Consider the following 19,117-nt stretch of genomic DNA (forward strand, 5'->3'; position numbering starts at 1 on the left):
CTCCTTTAGCTGTTTTGCGGGTGGGACTCGTCGTGGCGGCAGTCGAACACGCGCCAGCAGATCATCAGGCACCCGGAGGTGAGGATGAACCACGCGAAGATCCAGGCATAGATGAACGGCACGCCCAGCACGAAGCGATCGACGGACGCCACCCACGGCAGCAGGCCGACCACGCCAAGATAGGGAATGCCGAGTCCGATAAACAGTTTGAGCACGTTAACTCCTCGCAGCATGTGGCCAATGCCCTCAGTGTTGCCGAACAAAAAAACAGAACCATAGAGCCAGTTGGCGGGAGTCGATGAGTCCAATTCAGCAGATGCCGCAGACTCCGCGAGACCCGTGTCACGGCGCGCTGCACCAGGCGAAAGCACCTCACTGGACCTACCGGCTAAAAACCCCCCTGCCTACAATTTCCTCACGAAATCGCCGGCCACCGGCGGCGTCTCATGCCTTATCGAAACGAACGCGAAAGCGATAGTCATCCAGGAGGAGAAAGCAATGGCTCAAACACAGACCCCGCTGCAGCACGTCACGGCCGAAACACTGGCCGCGTTTTCCGATGCATTCAATCGTCATGACGCAAACGCGTTGATGACCTTCATGACCGACGATTGCGTGTTCGATGCAGCGGGCGGTCCGGAAGTCTTCGGCACGCGCTTCGTGGGCCGCGAGGCAACGCGCGCGGCGTTCGAAGCCGTCTTCAAGACCTTTCCCGACGCGCATTGGGGGCAAGGCCGTCATTACGTGAGCGGCGAGCGCGGCGTGTCCGAGTGGGTGTTCACGGGAACGCACGCGGAAGGCTGGCGCATCGAGGCGGAAGGTTGCGACCTGTTCGAATTCCGCGACGGCCTCATCGCGGTCAAGCGGGCCTTCCGCAAGGAACGTCCGAAGCAGAACCTCGCACGCTGATCGGGAGCTTCACATGGAGCACAGTGAAATCGAACGGGTCGCGCAAGGCATGCCGTCCGGCCGCGCAGACGATACGCGCTACGACCCGGCGTACGACCCGCTGGTGTCGCCCGGGCCGGGCTGGGGCAAGCAATACGCGCCGACCTACTGGGTTGCGACCGCGGGCACGCCGCCCGAAGACGATGGCCCGATCACCGCGGATGTCGACGTGGATGTGGCGATCATTGGCGGCGGCTATACCGGGCTCGCCACGGCGCTCTGTCTCGCGCGGGAGCACGGCATCAAGGCTGTCGTGCTGGAAGCCAACAAGACGAGCTGGGGCTGCAGCAGCCGCAACGGCGGCCAAGGTCAGAACGCCTCGGGCCGGCTGTCGCGTTCGCAATGGATCGAGCGCTGGGGTAAAGACGTCGCGTTGAAAATGCACGACGAGATTCAGGAAGGTTTCGATAATTTCAAGTCGCTGGTCGCGGAGATCGATTGCGATCCGCAACCCGGTGGCCACTTTCTGATCGCGCACCGGCCGCGCATCATGCAGAAGCTCGCCGCCGAGGCCAAAGTCTGGAAGGACGTGTTCGGCTATCCGTCCGAGCTGATCGACAAGCAGACCTTCCAGCGCGAATACGTCAACGATCACGAAGCAGCGGGCGCGCTGCACGAGCCCGAAGGCATCGGCATTCATGCGTTGAAGCTCGCCTTCGGTTATCTGCGGCTGGCCCGCGAAGCGGGCGCCAAGGTGCATCCGGCGAGCCCGGTGCTCGGCTGGGAAACGATCAACGGTGTGCATCATTTGCGCACGCCTGGCGGCATCGTGCGGGCACGCGCGGTCGGCATTGCAACGGGCGCGTACACGGCGCAAACGCTGCACAACTCGCTGCGCAGCCGCATCATGCCGATCCTGTCGAATTCGATGGTCACGCGGCCGCTCACGAAGCAGGAAATCGACGCGTGCAACTTTCGCACGACCCAGGTGCTGACCGATACGCGCACGCTGCGCTTCTACTATCGTTTTCTGCCGGACAACCGTTTGCAGATCGGCAGCCGTTCCGCGATCACCGGCGCCGACGCGCCCAATTCGCGCCATTACGATCTGCTGATGGAAGGCATGTTGCGCAAGTTTCCGGCCCTGCGCGGCGTCGCGATCGATTATTCATGGTGGGGCTGGGTGGACGTCAGCCACGACATGATGCCGCGCGTGTATCAGCCGGATCCGATGCAGACCGTGTACTACGCGCTCGGCTACGGCGGCAACGGCGTGTCGTATTCGCAGCAGGCCGGGCGGCGGCTGGCCGAACGCATCGCGGGAAAGGGCGCGAAACAGACGTTGCCGATCTTCACGTCGCCATTGCCCGGGCACCCGTTCGCGCCATTCCGGCGAATCGGCCAGCGGATGCTGTATCAACTGTATTTCCGGCGCGACGAAAAACCGTGATGCAGCGGGCGGAACATTGCCCGCGCGCCGTGCGGCGCTGAACTTGCAACCGGCAACTTGCCGTTCGCACTGCGCAAACGGCACACCAAACAGCGCTCCAACCGGTGCACACTTGCACCATGCGCGAGAGTCGCGCGGTGCTTCATAAAAAATCCTGGGCGGGACGCATGGGCGTCCTCGCCCCATCCAGTATTGACGACGATAGGACTCGGGCGGCCGCGAAAGCAGGACGGCCCGGTCCGCGATCGGATAACGGAATTGGAGGTGACATGCAGCGATCTACAGACACAACGGAATTGAAGGCGGGCCTCAAACAGCGCCACATGACGATGATCGCGCTCGGCGGCGTGATCGGCGCGGGGCTCTTCGTCGGCAGCGGCGTGGTCGTGCAGCAGGCTGGCCCCGCCGCGGTGCTGTCGTTTCTGATCACCGGCGCGCTGGTCGTGCTGGTCATGCGGATGCTCGGCGAAATGGCCTGCGCGATGCCGGCCGTCGGTTCGTTCTACGAATACGCGCGGCTCGCGTTCGGCGGCAAGCGCGCGTCCGGCAACCTCGCCGGTTTTCTGACCGGCTGGATGTACTGGTATTTCTGGGTCATCGTCGTCGCGGTGGAGGCCGTGGCCGGGGCGAAACTCGTGCAGTTTTGGCTACCGGACGTTCCCGCGTGGGCGATCAGTCTCGTGTTGCTGGTCACGCTCACGGCGACCAACCTGGTCTCGGTCGGCAGCTACGGTGAATTCGAGTTCTGGTTCGCGTCGATCAAGGTCGCGGCGATCATGGTGTTCCTGTTTCTCGGCGGCATGTATGTGCTGGGACTGTGGCCCGCGGCGAAGCACGTCACCGCCGTTCTGCCGACGCTGCTTTCGCACGGCGGCTTGATGCCGAAGGGAATCGGACCCGTGCTGAGCGGCGCGGTTGCGGCCACGGGCTTTTACTTCGGCGCGGAGATCGTCACGATCGCGGCGGCCGAAGCGCAGGAGCCCGCCAAAGCCGTCGCCAAAGCGACGAACTCGGTGATCACGCGCGTGCTGGTTTTTTATGTCGGCTCGATCCTGCTCGTCGTCGCGCTGGTGCCGTGGAATTCCCCGAAGATGGCGACGCCGTATGTGAGCGCGCTCGATGCCATGGGTATTCCCGCCGCCGCCAGCGTCATGAATGCCATCGTGCTGACCGCGGTGCTGTCTGCGCTCAATTCAGGCCTCTATGCCGCGTCGCGGATGATCTTCGCGCTGACACGCCACGGCGACGCGCCCGCCGCACTCGCCAAGGTCAATCGTCGCGGCGTGCCGGTTCGGGCGATTCTGATCGGCACCGTGTTCGGCTATGCGTCGGTGGTGATGTCGTACGTGTCGCCGGATACGGTTTTCGCCTTCCTCGTGAATTCGTACGGCACGGTGGCGATTTTCGTCTACGTGCTGATCGCGATCTCGCAATTGAAACTGCGCGCTCGCATCGAACGGGATGCGCCGGAGAAGCTGCGCGTCCGGATGTGGTGCTACCCGTACCTCACGTGGGTCGCGATCATCGGCATGGTCGGCATTCTGGTGGCGATGGCGTTCATTCCCGAGCAACGTCAACCGTTGTGGTTCGGAGTCGCGAGCCTAGGCGTGTTGCTGCTCGCTTATCTGCTGCGCGTCCGTAAACCCGATGCCGGGTTCGGCGAACCGGACACGCTGGAATACCGGCATCACCATCACTAATGTCGGCGTCAGGCTGCGAATGCAAAAAAACGAGATGATTTGTATCGAAAAAAGAAAGTGCGTATGATGGCTCGACAAGGCCGCGCTGCCAGCCATGCTAGGCGCCGGCCTTCGTCGTGACGAAGCGCGAGGAGAGCGTAGTGACCGATATCGTGACAGGCAAGCCGGACCGGATGGTCTCGGTGCGCACGTTGTTTGGCATCGACTCAGGCTTGATGGTGCCGGCCTTCAGCGAACGGGACGACCACGTTCCCGAAATCGACGAGGTGTATCGCTTCAATCCAGAAGTGACGCTGGCGATTCTCGCCGGCTTCATGCGCGAGCGCCGCGTGATGGTGCAGGGTCTGCACGGCACGGGCAAATCCACGCACATCGAACAGGTCGCGGCCCGCCTGAACTGGCCGTGCGTGCGCGTGAATCTCGACGGGCATATCAGCCGTCTCGATCTGGTGGGCAAAGACGCGATCATCGTGCGCGACGACGTGCAGATCACCGAATTCCAGGAAGGTATCGTGCCGTGGGCGCTGCAACGTCCCATGGCGTTGATCTTCGACGAATACGACGCGGGCCGTCCCGACGTGATGTTCGTGATCCAGCGCATTCTCGAGCGCGACGGCAAATTCACGCTGCTCGATCAGAACCGCGTGATTCATCCGCATCCGTATTTCCGGCTGTTCGCTACGACCAACACGGTCGGCCTGGGCAATCTGAACGGTCTTTACCACGGCACGCAGTTGTTGAATCACGCGCAGCTGGACCGTTGGAACGTGGTCGCCACGCTCAACTATCTGCCGCGTGCCGAGGAAGCCGGCATCGTGCTGGCGCGCGTGCCCGAACTCGCCGACGAGGCCGGCCGCGCGCTGATCGAGTCGATGATCAGTGTGGCGGAACTGACGCGCAAAGGCTTCGCCACTGGCGATCTGTCCACGCTGATGTCGCCGCGCACCGTGATCGACTGGGCGGAAAATTGCCAGATCTTCCGCGACCCGGCGATGGCGTTTCGCCTGACCTTCGTCAACAAATGCGACGAAGCAGAGCGGCCCATCGTGGCCGAGTATTTTCAGCGCTGCTTCGATAGGGAACTGGAAAGCGCGGCGGAGCGCGAGATGCGCTCGACGGTGCCGCAATGATGCCTGCCGAGCGGCAAGCGGCACGCCGCGCCGAACAGCGTCAGAACCTGTGCGCGGCGGCGGTGCGCGCATTGACCGGGGACGCGGAGTTGCATTACCGCGCCGGCCGCTTATTCCGTGGTCTGCGTCCGGTGCATCTGCATGCGCCGCATCTGCGCATGGACGCGCAACCAGACGATCTGCGTTCCCTGCGCGGCGCCGCGGACGGCGCAGCATTACGCCTCACGCATTCCGACGCGAAGCTCCACGCGAGTCTGTGTCCAGCCGAACCGGCGGAGCCGGTGGAGCGACTGCTGTTCGAGCTGTTCGAGCAGTTACGTTGCGAAGCGCTTGTGCCGGCCAGCATGCCGGGACTCGCGCAGAATCTGCGCCATCGTTTCGAAACGTGGTCGCGCGCTTTCTATCGGACCGGGTGGACCGACGGCCACCTCGGCATTCTGCTTTACACCGTGGCGCAGATCGTCTGGTCGCGTCTGTCGGGCTGGCCCGTGCTGGAAGAAACAGAAGGTCTGATCGAAGCCACGCGCGCCGCGATCACACCGACCTTGGGCGTACCGCTCGCGGCGCTGCGGCGGCATCGAACGGAGCAGGGCGAGTTTGCAATTCATGCGCTCGAATTGGCGCGTCTCGTCAGCCAGATGATGCGTGACGCCCGCGCGCAGTCCGTCGAAGGAGAAGACGAGCAGGCACCGGAAGACGACGAAGCCGTGCGGTCCATGTTCGCGCTCTGGTTCGATACCGACGAAGGCGAGCAGGTCGACATGGGCCTCGCCGCCACCGGCGACAGCCGCGTGCTCAGAGACGCGGAGCATCGCTACCTGGCGTACACCACGCGCTACGATCGCGAGTTCATGCCGGGCTCGCGCATTCGCAGCGAGTTGCTGACCGAATACCGCGACCAGCTCGACAAGCGCATTGCCGCGCAGCGCATCAACGTGCCGCGACTCGCGTATGCGCTCAAGGCGGCGCTCGCGGTGCCGCAACGCGACGGCTGGTCGTTCGGCGAAGAGCACGGCCGCATCGACGGCCGGCGTCTCGCGCAGCTGGTCAGCTCGCCGGCCGAGCGGCGTTTGTTTCTGCTCGAACGGTACAAGCCGCTCGCCGATTGCGTGGTGAGCTTTCTCATCGATTGTTCGGGTTCGATGCGCACGTATATCGAGCCGGTGGCGCTGCTGGTGGACGTGCTCACTCGCGCGCTCGATCAGGCGGGTGTCGCCAGCGAGGTGCTGGGTTTCTCGACCGGCGCCTGGAATGGCGGCCGCGCGCGGCAAGATTGGCTGGCCGGCGGGCGGCCGTCTCATCCTGGGCGGCTCAACGAGGTCGCTCACCTCGTCTTCAAGGATGCGGCGACGAGTTGGCGGCGTGCTCGCGCCGACATCGCCGCATTGTTCAAGGCCGATCTGTTTCGCGAAGGCGTGGACGGCGAAGCGGTCGACTGGGCCTGCACGCGGCTGCGAACGCGTGCCGAGGCGCGGCGGATTCTCGTCGTGATCTCGGACGGCAGCCCGATGGACAGCGCCACCGCTCAGGTCAACGACACCTACTATCTCGACAACCACCTGAAGCAAGTCGTCGAACGCAACGAAGCCGCGCGCGATGTCGAGTTGCTGGGCCTGGGCGTCGGACTCGATCTCAGTCCTTATTACCGCCGTTGCCTTGCGGTCGATCTGTCCACGCCGCCCGACATGCCGTTGTTTACGGAACTCGTTGGCTGGATCGGCGCGCGGCGCTAGGGCGCTTGGGTCCGCGGCCGCCTAGCGGAGCAGCTGCTGCAACGCATGCAGGATCAGCGAACCGCCGATCACCACCAGAATCGCGTACGCGATGCGGCGCGTCATCACACTCGACAGCGGCGGCGGATACTGCCGCGCTACAAGCGTCATCAGCGCGACGACCGGGACTGCGAACGCGGCTTGCATCCAGAGATCGGCGTCGAGTTGGCCCAGGTACGCGCTGAACATCGTGCGAATGGTCGACGTCACCGTAAAGATCACAATCAACGCGTAGCGGATCTGCACGAGCGAGAGCGGCTGGCGATAGAACTGAAAAATCAACGGCGGCCCGGATACGCCGAACATCCCGCTCAGCAGACCGCCAAAGAGGCCGCTAACAAAAAAACTTCGGTTGCCTGAGCGGCAAGCGAGCGGTGTGGGCCGCAGCGCCGCGCTCAAGCCCCCATACAGCACCACGGCGCCCAGCAGTAGCTGCAACATGCTTGACGCTGCATTGCTCAACAGATCCAGCACCAGCACGCCCGCTACTACCGACGGCAGAATGCCCAACGTAGCGGCGCCCACCGCCCGCCAGTCGATGTGATGCAGTTTGCCGGGCAAGGCAGTCGCGCTGTTGGCGAGCGTCACGAGGCTCAGCAACGCGGCGAGACTCGTCACCGGCGCGAGGTCCAGGCCGCTGGCGGCGCCGATCACGATCATGCTCAGGCCGAAGCCGGTGATGGTTTGAAAATAGCTCGCGACGCCCATCAGCGCGAGCAGAGGCAGCAACTTTTGAACGATCATGTATGAGACGGCGTGAGGGCGTCGGGATGCGTGAGCGCGGCTTGTGCCTGGACCGCGGTGACGGCGGTGACGTAGTAGATGTCGTCCGCGCTGCAACCGCGCGAGAGGTCGTTGGCGGGCTTGCGCAGGCCTTGCAGCAAAGGGCCGATCGCCTTCGCGCCGCCGATCCGCTCGGCCAGCTTGTAGCCGATATTGCCCGCCTCGAGACTCGGAAACACCAGCACGTTGGCGTGGCCTTCCACCTGCGAATGCTTGACCTTGCGCAGCGCGATTTCGGAGACGATAGCCGCGTCGAGTTGCACGTCGCCGTCGATCGCGAGATGCGGGCGGCGTTCCTGCACGATGTGGGTTGCGTTGACCACTTTGTCGACTGCCGCATGATGCGCGCTGCCGCTCGTCGAAAACGACAGCATGGCCACGCGCGGCTCATCCATCAGCAGGCTTCTTGCGCTGTCCGCCGCGGCCATCGCGATCTCCGCGAGTTGGGCGGCATCGGGTTCCACTACGAGCGCGCAGTCGGAAAAGATCAGGCCGCCCTTGAGCGTGTGGAACGGCTCGCACAGCATCATCAGAAAGAAACTCGAGACGAGCTTGAACGACGGCGCAATGCCGATGATCTGGATCGCAGTGCGCACCACGTCGGCGGTGGTATTGACCGCGCCGGACACGGAACCGTCGGCATGGCCGAGACGCACCATCAGGTTCGCGAAGCACAGCGGGTTGAGGATTTCTTTCCGCGCCTGTTCGAGCGTCATGCCTTTCTTGCTGCGCAATGCGAACAGTTCGTCGGCATATGACGATGCGAGCGCCGAAGTAGCAGGGTCCACCAATTCCATACCGGATAGATCGACGTCGAAGCCGGCGGCAGCCTCGCGGATACGCGTGGCGTCGCCCACCAGCAGAATGCGCGCAATGCCTTCTCGGGTCGCGCGTTGCGCCGCCTGCAACACGCGCGGATCCTCGGCCTCGCTCAGCACGATGCGCATCGGCGAACGGCGCGCTTGTTCAATGATGCGGTTGATGGCTTTCATAAGCGTGGCCGAGTGGAGAAATAGCGAGAACCTTGAACGAAGAAGCCGGAGACAGCGCGCGTGAAAAGAATGCGCGCTGTTTCCGGCCAGTGAGCGCGGCGGCCTCGGTCCGTTTGAACACCGAGGCCGCGCGCGCCGCATAACACGCTCAGACGTAGTCCTTGTACTTGTCGAGCATGCGCACCGGCTTGGAGAGCGCGTCGCGGCGGAACGGATCGCCCAGTTCACGCGTGCACATGATTTCGATGATGGTGGTCTTGCCGTGATTCATCTGCGCGTCGATCGCGCGCTTGAGCGCCGGGCCCACGTCTTCGAGACGATCCACCACGATGCCTTCGGCGCCCATCGCGCGGGCAATCGCCGCAAAGCTCTGGTTGTCGAGTTCACCGGCGACGAAGCGGCGGTTGTAGAAGTCCACCTGGTTCTTCTTCTCCGCGCCCCACTGGCGATTGTGGAACACCACGGCCGTCACCGGGATGTTGTGGCGCACGCAAGTCATGGTTTCCATCAGGCTCATGCCCCATGCGCCATCGCCCGCATACGACACGGCCGGACGATGCGGCGCGGCAACCTTGGCGCCGATGATGGTCGGAAACGCGTAACCGCAATTGCCCCAGCTCATCGCCGCGAAAAAGCTGCGCGGCTTGTTGAAGCGCAGATAGCTGTTGGCCACCGAGTTGATGTTGCCGATGTCGGTCGAGACCATGACGTCTTCAGGCATGGCCTTTTCCAGTTCGCGCAGCACCTGGCGCGGATGCAGGTAGGTGCCGCCGCCAGGCGTGCGCTCCTGCTTCTGCTCCTCGATCATGTCGAGACTGTAGGCGTCGCGCTCGTGCGTCCAGTCGTCGAGTTCCTTCTCCCAGGCGGCTTTCTCGGATGCGATCTGAGCGCCGCGTTCCTCGCGCGTGGCGTCGCTTGCGAGTTTGCGTCCCGCAAGGCGTTCGGTCAGCGCGACGGCGGCAGCTTTCGCGTCGCCGCAGATACCCACCGAAATCTTCTTCACGAGGCCAAGCATCTTGTGATCGGCATCGATCTGGATGATCTTCGCGTTGGTCGGCCAGTAGTCCATGCCGTGCTGCGGCAGCGTGCCGAACGGTCCGAGGCGCGAGCCGAGCGCAATGACGACGTCGGCGCGCGACAGTAGCTTCATGGCCGCTTTCGAGCCTTGATAGCCGAGCGGGCCGCACCACAGCGGATGGTTGGCGGGGAAAGAATCGTTGTGCAGATAGCTGTTGACGACCGGTGCGTTCAAACGTTCGGCGAGCGCCTTGCATTCTTCGATCGCATCGGCCATCACCACGCCGCCGCCGGAAATGATCACCGGGAATTTGGCTTGCGCGAGCAGCTCTGCCGCTTCGTTCAGGCTTTGCTCACCGCCCGCGCCGCGATCGAGACGCTGCGGCTGAGGAATTTCCACCTTGACCTGACCATAGAAATAGTCGCGCGGAATGTTGAGCTGGGTCGGTCCCATTTCCGCCATCGCGCGGTCGAAGCAGCGGCCCGTGAATTCGGCCATGCGGGCCGGATGGGTGACGTGGCCTTGATACTTGGTGAACTCCTGGAACATGGGCAGCTGCTTGGCTTCCTGGAAGCCGCCCAGACCGATGCCCATGGTGCCGGCCTCCGGCGTGACGATCACGACCGGGCTGTGGGCCCAATAGGCCGCGGCAATGGCGGTGACGCAGTTGCTGATGCCCGGGCCGTTCTGGCCGATCACCACGCCGTGACGCCCCGAGACACGCGAATAGCCGTCGGCCATGTGACCGGCGCCTTGCTCGTGCACGACCGGAATCAGGCGGATGCCGGCGGGCGCGAAGATGTCCATGGCGTCCATGAAGGCGGAGCCCATGATGCCGAACATATCGGTCACGCCGTTGGCCGCCAGGGTTTCGACAAACGCTTCCGACGGCGTCATGGCCTGCGGGCCACTGGCACGGTTGTCGGCGGTCGCGTCGCGCGGGGAAGGATTCTGCTCGCTCATGGGGTGTCTCCAGCTCTTTGAGATAAGTGGAACAAAAAATACCGAAAAATGCTTGGTGTCTGAAATGTAGGTCAGTGGTTTGCGTCAGTCAACCAAAATTCAAATAAATGGAACGTTTTGTATCAAAAATTTTTCGTTTCGCGAGGATGCGGTTTGCGTTCTGGCAGTGGCGACCGCTGCCGCAGCCTTACTGCCACGGCAACGAGTACGTCTTGACGTTGGTAAAGCTCTTGATCGCTTCCTGAACGCCTTCCTTGTAGCCGAGCCCCGAGTCCTTGATGCCGCCGAACGGCGTCAGTTCGAGCCGATAGCCCGGCACCTCGCGCACGTTCACGCTGCCCACTTCCAGTTCCGCGATAAACCGCGTGATGTAGTCGAGCCGGTTCGTGCAGACGGACGAGGACAGGCCGTAATCGGTGGAGTTAGAGAGTCGGATCGCTTCGTCGATATCGCGGAAACGAATGACCGGCGAAACCGGCCCGAAGGTTTCATAGCGAACGAGCGGCATATCGGCCGTGACGTGATCGACCACGGTCGGCGAATAGAGAGCGCCGCGGCGCACGTTGCCGAGCAGCAGCTTCGCGCCGCGGCTCACGGCGTCGTTGACTTGCGCTTCGAAGAACTTCGCGGAGTCTTCGTCGATCACAGTGCCCATGTCGGTGGCGGGATCGGCCGGGTCGTCGTAGCGTATTGCGCGGGTCTTCTCCACCAGCAGTTCGACAAAGCGGTCCGCCACCGCCTCATGCACGAGCATCCGCTTGATGGCGGTGCAGCGCTGCCCCGAGTTCTTGTACGAGCCGGAAACGGCCAGCGTGCTCGCTTCGTCGAGGTCCGCGTCTTCCATCACGATGATCGGATCGTTGCCGCCCAGTTCTAGAACCGCGCGCCGGTAACCCATCTTGTTCGCGATGTATTTGCCGATAGCGACGCCGCCCGTGAACGTAATCAGGTCGACGCGCGGGTTCGTGATGAGTTCGTCGGCGATATCTTTCGGGTCGCCTGTCACCACCTGTAGCATCTGTTGCGGCAGGCCGGCGCTGTAGAGGATCTCGGCGAGCAGACAGGTGGACAGCGGCACCTTCTCCGACGGCTTGACGACGATCCGGTTATTGGTGGCGATGGATGGCACGATCTTATGCGCCACCTGGTTCATCGGATGATTGAACGGCGTGATCGCGCAGATCACGCCGAGCAGCGGCTCGCGCTGCGTGTAGACGCGGCGCTGTTTGCCGTGTGGTGTCAGATCGCACGAGAAGATCTGGCCGTCATCCTTTAGCGCCTCGTTGGCGCCGAAGACCAATACGTCGCTGACGCGGCCCGCTTCGTATAACGAATCCTTTTTGCAGAGCCCCGATTCCGCGGTGATCAGGTCGGCGATTTCGTTTGTCCGTTCGCGCACGATATCCGCCGCGCGCCGCAGGATCTGCGCGCGCTCATAGCGTGTGAGTTTGGCGCGATACGCGTGAGCGTACTCGAAGGCATGGCGCACGTCGTCCACGGTGGCGTTCGGGACGGTGCCGACCAGTTCGCGCGTATAGGGGTTGAATACCTCGATGACCTCAGCGCGCGTCACCCTTTCCCCGCCGATGCGCATGGCCTCGTGGCGAACGGCAGAAGGCATCCGTGGTTTGAAAATGGCGTTCACGCGGCCCCCTGGCTGGATTGACGATGGTGGAAAGTAAATGTCTTACCGTTGAGGTCGATAGTGCCGTTGGGCACGCCAACGGGGTAGAGCCAGCTTGGAGGAGTCGCTGAGTCCAGCGCCGTGTCGCTGCAGCGCATGCGAAAAGAGAAAGGGCCCAATGAAGGGCCCTTGTCAGCGGAATACGGTGAAGCCTTCTCAAACCTTCCCTTTCCACGGCACCAGCACGCGCTCGATATAACGCATCAGCAAATCGAAGCACAGCGCAAAGAAGCCGATCACGATGATCCCCATGATCACCACGTCGCTCGCCAGAAATTCCGCCGCGTTGAGCACCATGAAACCGAGGCCGCTGTTCGAGGCGACCATTTCAGCGGCCACCAGCGTCGTCCAGCCCACGCCGATGCCGATTCGCATGCCGGTAAAGATCTCCGGCATCGCCGACTTCAGGATCACGTACAGCACCACTTGCGTGCGCGAGGCGCCCATCGAGTAGGCGGCGTGAATCTGTTCGATCGACACCGAGCGCACGCCTGCGCGCGCCGCAATCGCGAGCGGCGCGAAGATCGCGAGATAGATCAGCAGCACCTTCGAAAATTCGCCGATGCCGAACCAGATGATGATGAGCGGCAAATAGGCGAGCGGCGGCAACGGCCGGTAGAACTCGATCGGCGGATCGAACGCACCGCGCGCGAAGCGCGACACGCCCATCATCACGCCGACGGGTATCGCCGTCACACAGGCGAGCGCGAACGCGCCGAACACGCGCAGCAAGCTGATGCCGGTGTGCTGCGCGAGCGTCGAATTGGCGAAACCTTCCGTGGCGACATAGATGAACTTCGCGTAGACGGCCTGCGGCGATGGCAGGAACAACGGCTTGATCCAGTGCAGATTGGTCGCCGCGAACCAGAGCGCGATGAACGCGGCGACCGTGATCAGGCTCGTGGCGACGCTGCTGCCTTGCCCGGGCACGCCGAACGTGTCGCCGGGCCTGGCGGGCTTCTTCGCGAGCATACGAGGTCCGCGGCCCGGTCTGCGGGGCGGCTCGATCGGCGAGTTCGTCTCCATTTGCGCGGCCTCGCCGTGCAACACGGCATGAGCGGATTTAGAACTAAACATGAGCGACTCCGGCCTCGGCGGCATGCATTTTCTCGTCGCCGTAGATGATGTTGAGAACCTGCTCGCGCATTGCGATGAAATCGGGACTCGATTTGATCGCCCGTGCGTCGCGCGATTCGAGAAAACGGCGGTTGAAGTCCAGTTCGTAGGTATGCGTGATACGGCCGGGACGCGGCGACATCACGATGAGCCGGCTCGCAAGGAACAGTGCTTCCTCCACACTGTGCGTGATGAAGAAGAACATCTTGTTGGTCTTCTTCCACACGTCGAGCAGAAGCTCCTGAATGGTCTCGCGAGTGAGCGCGTCGAGCGCGGCCATCGGCTCGTCCATCAGCAGCATCGCCGGATCGCAGGTGAGCGCGCGGGCAATCCCGACGCGCTGCTGCATGCCGCCGGAGAGCTGGTAGATCATGTGCTTGTGGAAGTCCTGCAAGCCCACCAGCGCAAGATTGCGCACGGCAATTTCGCGCCGTTGCGCGCGTGGCACGCCTTGCAGCTTGAGGCCGAATTCCGCGTTGTCGATCACGTTGAGCCATGGCAACAGCGCATGCTTCTGGAACACCACGCCGCGGTCCGCCCCCGGCCCCGCAATAGGTTCGCCGCCGAGCAGCAACTCGCCGCGGCTCGGCGCGATGAAACCGGCCATCAGCGATAACAGCGTGGTCTTGCCGCAGCCCGACGCACCCAGCGCGACCACGAAGTCACCCGAGCGGATGGTCAGGTTGATATCGTCGAGCGCCTGCACGGTCTGGCCGGGGCGCCGCCCCGGAAATACCACGCTCACGTTCCTGACAGTCATGTTTTCCATGTTGCCTCCCTATCCCCAAGAATCACGGTTACGTCATTTGAGCTGCGCGGCGGCTTCAGCATAGGCCGGCGTCACGAATTTGGAGTAGTCCGGCAACACGGTGCCGATCTGCTTCTGGCTCTTCAGGAACTCCGAGGTGTCCTTCAGCGCGAGCGCGGCGCGGCTCGTCGTACCGCCGCCCAGCCATTGCGCGGATGCCTGTTCGCTAAGCGTGGGGAACGCATAGAGCGCCAGCGAGGCCGGCACGTCAGCCGGCGAGCCGCCGATCATCTTCGCGATGGCGGCGGCTTGCGGCGAGCTCGCGTTCCATTGCGAAGGATTGCTGCGGTATTGCTGGTCGGCGTCGGCGATCGCCTTGACGAGTTTGGCCATGAAGTCCTTGTGTTCCTCGCCCCATTTGCGATCGACCGCAATGCCGTCGAAGGTCGGCTTGCCGAGTTTCGAAAGGTCGCCGGAGGTGATCAACACCTTGCCGCTTTTCTTCAGTTCGGCGAGTGCGGGGTCCCACACATAGGCGGCGTCGATATCGCCGCGCGACCAGGCCGCGACGATCTGATTGGGCTGCATGTTGAGAATCTTCAGGTCGGACGGATTGATGCCCCAGTGCTGCAGCGCGAACATGGTGTGATAGTGGGTCGTCGAAACGAACGGCACGCCGATGGTCTTGCCCTTCAGGTCCGCGGGCTTGGTGATGCCGGAACCGTTGCGCACCACCATCGCTTCGGCCTGGTTGATGTTGTCGAGGATCCAGAAGAGTTGCAGATCGAGGCCCTGACTCACGGCCGCCGCGAGCGGGCTGGAACCGATCACGCCGACCTTGACGTCGCCGGATGCGAGCGCGGTCGCCACTTTTGCCCCGGATTCGAATTGCCGCCAGTTGATCTTGTAACCCGTGGCCTTTTCGATCGACCCGTTCGCGATGCCGACCACCCAGGGGTCGACGATCTGCTGGTAGGCGATCGTGATTTCCTTGTCTTCAGCGTGGGCGGGCGTCGTGGCGAAACACGCCGTGGCGGCGCAAACCAGCGACAGGACGCAGCGCGCCGTCCATTGGAACCACGGCCGCAATGTCGAGTTTTTATGGCGTTTCATAATAGGTCTCACAATAGGTGTGAAGGTGTGAACAGCGGTTTGATCAGCGGTTTAAACAACGGGTTTCAACAGCGGCTGCCGGTGGAGCATGGAACTCGTATGACCACGAGGGGTGCTTGTCCCAATCGCCTCGGACGGGGTGAGTCGAGTATCGTCATTAAAAAATAGAGCAAGTTAGTGCCAGACGGCGCCGATCGTTGAGTCCACATCGGCGCGCCGAACCGTTCTGGCCGGCCCGCGCCGTCGCCGCTCACGCGGCAGAAGGCCGTCACGCGCAGCGTCGGCGTGACTGGTGCGGCTCTTTCACTTTCAGGAGGAAGCATGTCCAGCCGTACAGCGACGGCGCTTTGGACGCAGCGGTTCCAGCGTCCAACCGACTCGAACATGAGCCTGCAAGGGCAGATCCGCCAGATGCTGGTGGCCGCGATTCTGGACGGCCAGCTGCCGCCGCAGACCGCGCTGCCGTCCAGCCGGGAACTGGCCGATCAACTGAGCGTCGCGAGAAATACGGTCGTGCTGGCGTACCAGCAACTCGTGGAGGAGGGCTATCTGATTTCGCGCGAGCGCAGCGGGCACTTCGTCAATCCAGCGATGCTGGAGGGACGCCACGGCTTCAAAGCGGTGCACACGGTGCCCGGCAGCGAGCAGGAGCACGCGAGCGCGCGCCCCGATTGGGCCCAGCGTGTACAACGGCGGCCGTCCGCGCAGCGCAACATCGTCAAGCCCGGCAACTGGCAGGATTACGAATTTCCCTTTATCTACGGGCAATTCGACCAGTCGCTCTTTCCGACCAACGACTGGCGCGAATGCTGTATGAAGTCACTGTCGGTGATGGAGATCCGCAACTGGGCGCCCGATCTGATCGGCCGCGACGACGACACGCTGATCCAGCAGATCCGCACGCGCGTACTGCCGCGCCGCGGCGTGTTTGCGATGCCGGATGAGATCGTCATCACGATGGGCTGCCAACAGGCGTTATATCTGATCGCCGATCTGCTGGCGCGCGAACGCACCACGGTAGGCTTTGAGAACCCCGGCTATCCGGACGCGCGCAATATCTTCGAGAACCGCAACGCGCAACTGATACCGCTGCCGGTCGATGAAGGCGGCGTGCGCCCGGTCGACGACGCGCACCTGTTCGCCCAATGCGACTACGTGTACGTGACGCCGAGCCACCAGTGCCCCACTACGGCCACCATGCCGATCGAACGCCGGCATGCCTTGCTCGAACTCGCGCAGAAGCACGACTTCGTGCTGATCGAAGACGACTACGAAAGCGAAAACAATTTCTCGGGCCTGCCGCATCCGGCGCTCAAGAGTCTGGACAAGGCCGACCGTGTGATCTACATCGGCAGTCTGTCGAAGACGTTCGCGCCCGGCCTGCGGCTCGGCTATATCGTCGGTCCGCGCGAACTGGTGCAGGAATTGCGCGCGTTGCGCCGGCTCATGGTGCGGCATCCGGCAGCCTACATTCAGCGCGCGTTCGCGACGTTTCTCTCGCTCGGTCATCACGACGCACTGCTGCGCCGGCTGGCCCACGCTTATCGCGAGCGCGCGCTGGCGCTGATGGCGGCGCTCGATACCCACATGCCCGAAGCGCGTCACATCCCGATTACGGGCGGGGCCTCATGCTGGGTGCAAGGTCCGCCCTGGCTCGACGCCGTGCGTCTTGCAGACGACGCCGAACAGCACGGCATTCTGATCGAATTGGGCGGCGTGTTCTTCATGGACGGCCTGGAGCAGAAGAACTGCTTCCGGATGGGCTTTTCTGCGATCAAGCTCGACAAGATCGACGCCGGCGTGCGCCTGCTGGCCGAACTCGTGCGCAAGCAGAAGCCCGCGCTTTAACCGCGTCCGAAGTCAAAGACGCGCGTTAAGGACGTCAAGGCATCAGAAGGTTGCCGCGAGTTCCTTGGCGGCTTCCTGAAGGCGCGGCACGAATTCGAGCGCGCGAGAGAGCGGTGCGCGCGAGACCGGCGCATGCACGGCGATTGCCGCGATACAGGTGCCGTTCTCATCGATCACCGGCGCCGCGACGCACACGATGCCGGCCAGAAACTCCTCGTTATCGATTGCAATACGCTTGTGCGCGGTGCGGTCGAGTTCCGCCTCCAGCAGTTCCGGATCGGTAATGGTGTTCTGCGTGAAGCGTTCGAGCTTCAGCGCGCGCACCAGCGCCGAGCGTTGTTCGCGCGGCAGCATGGCGAGCAGCAGCTTGCCGCTCGCGCTGCAATACGCGGGCACGTGCGAGCCGGGTTTGAGATCGAGCCGCAACGGCCACGGCGCTTCCATGCGGTCGAGGTACAACACCTCGGTTTCGTGCAGCATGGTGAGATTGCAGGTCTCGCCGAGATCGGCCACCAGACGCGCGAGGATCGCATGACGCAGGCGCCGCGCGCCGGAATGCATCACCACACCCAACGCAAGCTGTGCGAGCCGCGGTCCGATCACATACGCGTTTTTCTGGCCGGGCTCGCGAATCACGAGCCCGCCCGCCTCGAGCGAAGCGAGCATGCGATGCAGCGACGCCTTGGGCAGCGCCACGTCTTGCGCGATGTCGGCAAGCGAAACCGGGCCGTCCGAGTTGACGAGGTGTTCGAGCAACGCAAACGCGCGCAGCGTCGGAGTATCCGCTTTGGTCATGCCTGCCGTTCCGGAAAATGGATCGGCGTCATTGTACAACCCGGCCTCGGGCCGCCCGGCCTTGGCGCCGCGGGCCGGGGACTCTGCCGTGTCTAACGGTTCGCTCATGGGAAAGGCCTCAGCGCTCATGGTACGGATGCTCCGCGGAAGGGCCGGCGGATAACAGCGGAGCCAGCTTCAACGCTGCGTCCTTGAGCTTCGGCACGGCCTTGAGCAGGTCGTTCAGACTCGCTCGCGCGGTCGGCGCGTGAATCGCCAACGCGGCCAGCACATGCCCGGCGGCGGCGTCGCGCACCGGCACCGCAACCGCCACCATGCCACGCACCAGCTCCTCGTTGTCGATGCCGATTCCGCGCGCGGCGAGCCGGTCGAGTTCCGCTTCGAGCAGATTCAGTTCCGTCAATGTACCTTGCGTTCTGCGCTCCAGCGTCAGCCGCGCGAGCACGGGACGGCGCTCGGCCGGCGGCATCTGCGACAGGAACAGCTTGCCGCTCGCGGTGCAGTGCAACGGCACACGCGTGCCGGGCTGCAGGTGCAGCCGCAGCGGTTCGGTGGTCTCCACGCGTTCGAGATAGAGGACGGTGTCGCGGTCCAGCGCGGTGAGATTGCAGGTCTCGCCGAGCGCGTCCACCAGCGAGCGCAGCAGCGAACGGCAGGCGCGCCCGAACGTGTTGTTGGATAGCGTGGTGAGCGCGAGCTGTGCCGCTTTCGGACCCAGCGTGATGCCACGGTCCGTGCCGCGCGAATCGGGTAAATGCATCACGTAGCCCTGCGTTTCAAGCGATTCGATCAGCCGCATCAGCGTGGCCTTGGGAATGTGCAGGCGCAGCGAGAGTTGCGAAAGCGAAAACGGCTGTCCCGCGCCCGCGAGTTGCTCGAGCACGGCCAATGCGCGCAGCGCCCGGGAATCCTCGGCGAGAGGTTCACCGCGTGGGGACGAGCAAAGTGCTTGCATACGCTTCCTGGCTGTCGATCGGTGGCTGTCCGACGTCCGCGTACGCCGCGCGGGCCGGCCGGTCATTTCTAAAAGTGAAACAAAAAACGCTGTTTCTGTTTCAGATGAACCGATAGTAGCGGGAATTTCTTGAACAGGAAACGGGCTGAACATAAATTTCAA

Annotated in this window: 16 protein-coding genes; 6 read left to right on the plus strand and 10 right to left on the minus strand. The window is 63.3% G+C overall.

The window, feature by feature from the left end; translation table 11 throughout:
- Positions 1-5 precede the first annotated feature (5 nt).
- Positions 6-215 (minus strand): DUF3311 domain-containing protein, encoded by a 210-nt coding sequence (locus BPHYT_RS21665; protein WP_012426254.1) that lies wholly within the window; start codon positions 213-215, stop codon positions 6-8.
- A 283-nt stretch (positions 216-498) separates the two neighbouring features.
- On the opposite strand from BPHYT_RS21665, the gene BPHYT_RS21670 reads away from it, so the two are divergent.
- From BPHYT_RS21670 to BPHYT_RS21690, 5 genes are all read left to right on the plus strand, one after another.
- Positions 499-909, plus strand: coding sequence for a nuclear transport factor 2 family protein (locus BPHYT_RS21670; protein WP_012426255.1), 411 nt, complete (start codon positions 499-501; stop codon positions 907-909).
- Between the two features lie 13 nt (positions 910-922).
- Positions 923-2,338, plus strand: coding sequence for an NAD(P)/FAD-dependent oxidoreductase (locus BPHYT_RS21675; RefSeq protein WP_012426256.1), 1,416 nt, complete (start codon positions 923-925; stop codon positions 2,336-2,338).
- Positions 2,339-2,607: 269 nt separating this feature from the next.
- The gene (locus BPHYT_RS21680) at positions 2,608-4,038 is read left to right on the plus strand and encodes an amino acid permease (protein ID WP_012426257.1); all 1,431 of its coding nucleotides are present in this window, start codon (positions 2,608-2,610) and stop codon (positions 4,036-4,038) included.
- Between the two features lie 140 nt (positions 4,039-4,178).
- Complete coding sequence (locus BPHYT_RS21685; protein ID WP_012426258.1) at positions 4,179-5,168, plus strand: AAA family ATPase; 990 nt, start codon at positions 4,179-4,181, stop codon at positions 5,166-5,168.
- A complete protein-coding gene (locus BPHYT_RS21690) occupies positions 5,168-6,901 on the plus strand; it encodes a cobaltochelatase CobT-related protein (protein ID WP_041759496.1) in 1,734 nt (577 codons plus the stop codon). The genes BPHYT_RS21685 and BPHYT_RS21690 overlap by 1 nt, the downstream gene beginning before the upstream one ends.
- Positions 6,902-6,922: 21 nt before the next feature.
- Here BPHYT_RS21690 and BPHYT_RS21695 read toward each other — a convergent pair whose 3' ends face one another.
- The 7 genes from BPHYT_RS21695 to tauA form a co-directional block, all read right to left on the minus strand.
- Positions 6,923-7,684: a sulfite exporter TauE/SafE family protein gene (locus tag BPHYT_RS21695; RefSeq protein WP_012426260.1), complete on the minus strand. Its 762-nt coding sequence runs from the start codon at positions 7,682-7,684 to the stop codon at positions 6,923-6,925.
- Complete coding sequence (gene pta / locus BPHYT_RS21700) at positions 7,681-8,715, minus strand: phosphate acetyltransferase (protein WP_012426261.1); 1,035 nt, start codon at positions 8,713-8,715, stop codon at positions 7,681-7,683. Before pta ends, BPHYT_RS21695 begins: the two co-directional genes overlap by 4 nt.
- 148 nt (positions 8,716-8,863) lie before the next feature.
- A complete protein-coding gene (gene xsc / locus BPHYT_RS21705; RefSeq protein ID WP_012426262.1) occupies positions 8,864-10,696 on the minus strand; it encodes a sulfoacetaldehyde acetyltransferase in 1,833 nt (610 codons plus the stop codon).
- A gap of 187 nt (positions 10,697-10,883) precedes the next feature.
- Positions 10,884-12,317, minus strand: a complete 1,434-nt coding sequence (phnY, locus tag BPHYT_RS21710) for a phosphonoacetaldehyde dehydrogenase (RefSeq protein ID WP_041759090.1) — start codon at positions 12,315-12,317, stop codon at positions 10,884-10,886.
- Between the two features lie 219 nt (positions 12,318-12,536).
- On the minus strand, positions 12,537-13,457 hold the full coding sequence (locus BPHYT_RS21715; RefSeq protein ID WP_012426264.1) for an ABC transporter permease subunit: 921 nt from the start codon (positions 13,455-13,457) through the stop codon (positions 12,537-12,539).
- Positions 13,450-14,265, minus strand: coding sequence for a taurine ABC transporter ATP-binding protein (locus BPHYT_RS21720; RefSeq protein ID WP_012426265.1), 816 nt, complete (start codon positions 14,263-14,265; stop codon positions 13,450-13,452). The genes BPHYT_RS21715 and BPHYT_RS21720 overlap by 8 nt, the downstream gene beginning before the upstream one ends.
- Before the next feature lie 33 nt (positions 14,266-14,298).
- Positions 14,299-15,357, minus strand: a complete 1,059-nt coding sequence (gene tauA / locus BPHYT_RS21725; protein ID WP_012426266.1) for a taurine ABC transporter substrate-binding protein — start codon at positions 15,355-15,357, stop codon at positions 14,299-14,301.
- 321 nt (positions 15,358-15,678) lie between these two features.
- Between tauA and pdxR the strand changes: the two genes are divergently transcribed.
- Positions 15,679-17,205, plus strand: coding sequence for a MocR-like pyridoxine biosynthesis transcription factor PdxR (gene pdxR, locus BPHYT_RS21730; RefSeq protein WP_012426267.1), 1,527 nt, complete (start codon positions 15,679-15,681; stop codon positions 17,203-17,205).
- Between the two features lie 42 nt (positions 17,206-17,247).
- Here pdxR and BPHYT_RS21735 read toward each other — a convergent pair whose 3' ends face one another.
- Both BPHYT_RS21735 and BPHYT_RS21740 read right to left on the minus strand, forming a co-directional pair.
- Complete coding sequence (locus BPHYT_RS21735; RefSeq protein WP_012426268.1) at positions 17,248-18,000, minus strand: IclR family transcriptional regulator; 753 nt, start codon at positions 17,998-18,000, stop codon at positions 17,248-17,250.
- A gap of 118 nt (positions 18,001-18,118) precedes the next feature.
- Entirely contained in the window at positions 18,119-18,955 is an 837-nt protein-coding gene (locus BPHYT_RS21740) for an IclR family transcriptional regulator (protein WP_012426269.1), read from the minus strand.
- Positions 18,956-19,117 lie beyond the last annotated feature (162 nt).

The organism is Paraburkholderia phytofirmans PsJN (genome assembly GCF_000020125.1).
GTDB classification, from domain to species: Bacteria; Pseudomonadota; Gammaproteobacteria; order Burkholderiales; family Burkholderiaceae; genus Paraburkholderia; species Paraburkholderia phytofirmans.

What these genes read in the sequence shown, in the direction of transcription:
- pta (WP_012426261.1), bottom strand. Translation starts at nt 8,715, where the DNA reads ATGAAAGCCATCAACCGCATCATTGAACAAGCGCGCCGTTCGCCGATG.
- xsc (WP_012426262.1), bottom strand. Translation starts at nt 10,696, where the DNA reads ATGAGCGAGCAGAATCCTTCCCCGCGCGACGCGACCGCCGACAACCGT.
- BPHYT_RS21680 (WP_012426257.1), top strand. Translation starts at nt 2,608, where the DNA reads ATGCAGCGATCTACAGACACAACGGAATTGAAGGCGGGCCTCAAACAG.
- tauA (WP_012426266.1), bottom strand. Translation starts at nt 15,357, where the DNA reads ATGAAACGCCATAAAAACTCGACATTGCGGCCGTGGTTCCAATGGACG.
- pdxR (WP_012426267.1), top strand. Translation starts at nt 15,679, where the DNA reads ATGTCCAGCCGTACAGCGACGGCGCTTTGGACGCAGCGGTTCCAGCGT.
- BPHYT_RS21695 (WP_012426260.1), bottom strand. Translation starts at nt 7,684, where the DNA reads ATGATCGTTCAAAAGTTGCTGCCTCTGCTCGCGCTGATGGGCGTCGCG.
- BPHYT_RS21740 (WP_012426269.1), bottom strand. Translation starts at nt 18,955, where the DNA reads ATGCAAGCACTTTGCTCGTCCCCACGCGGTGAACCTCTCGCCGAGGAT.
- BPHYT_RS21675 (WP_012426256.1), top strand. Translation starts at nt 923, where the DNA reads ATGGAGCACAGTGAAATCGAACGGGTCGCGCAAGGCATGCCGTCCGGC.
- BPHYT_RS21690 (WP_041759496.1), top strand. Translation starts at nt 5,168, where the DNA reads ATGCCTGCCGAGCGGCAAGCGGCACGCCGCGCCGAACAGCGTCAGAAC.
- BPHYT_RS21720 (WP_012426265.1), bottom strand. Translation starts at nt 14,265, where the DNA reads ATGGAAAACATGACTGTCAGGAACGTGAGCGTGGTATTTCCGGGGCGG.
- BPHYT_RS21715 (WP_012426264.1), bottom strand. Translation starts at nt 13,457, where the DNA reads ATGTTTAGTTCTAAATCCGCTCATGCCGTGTTGCACGGCGAGGCCGCG.
- BPHYT_RS21735 (WP_012426268.1), bottom strand. Translation starts at nt 18,000, where the DNA reads ATGACCAAAGCGGATACTCCGACGCTGCGCGCGTTTGCGTTGCTCGAA.
- phnY (WP_041759090.1), bottom strand. Translation starts at nt 12,317, where the DNA reads ATGCCTTCTGCCGTTCGCCACGAGGCCATGCGCATCGGCGGGGAAAGG.
- BPHYT_RS21670 (WP_012426255.1), top strand. Translation starts at nt 499, where the DNA reads ATGGCTCAAACACAGACCCCGCTGCAGCACGTCACGGCCGAAACACTG.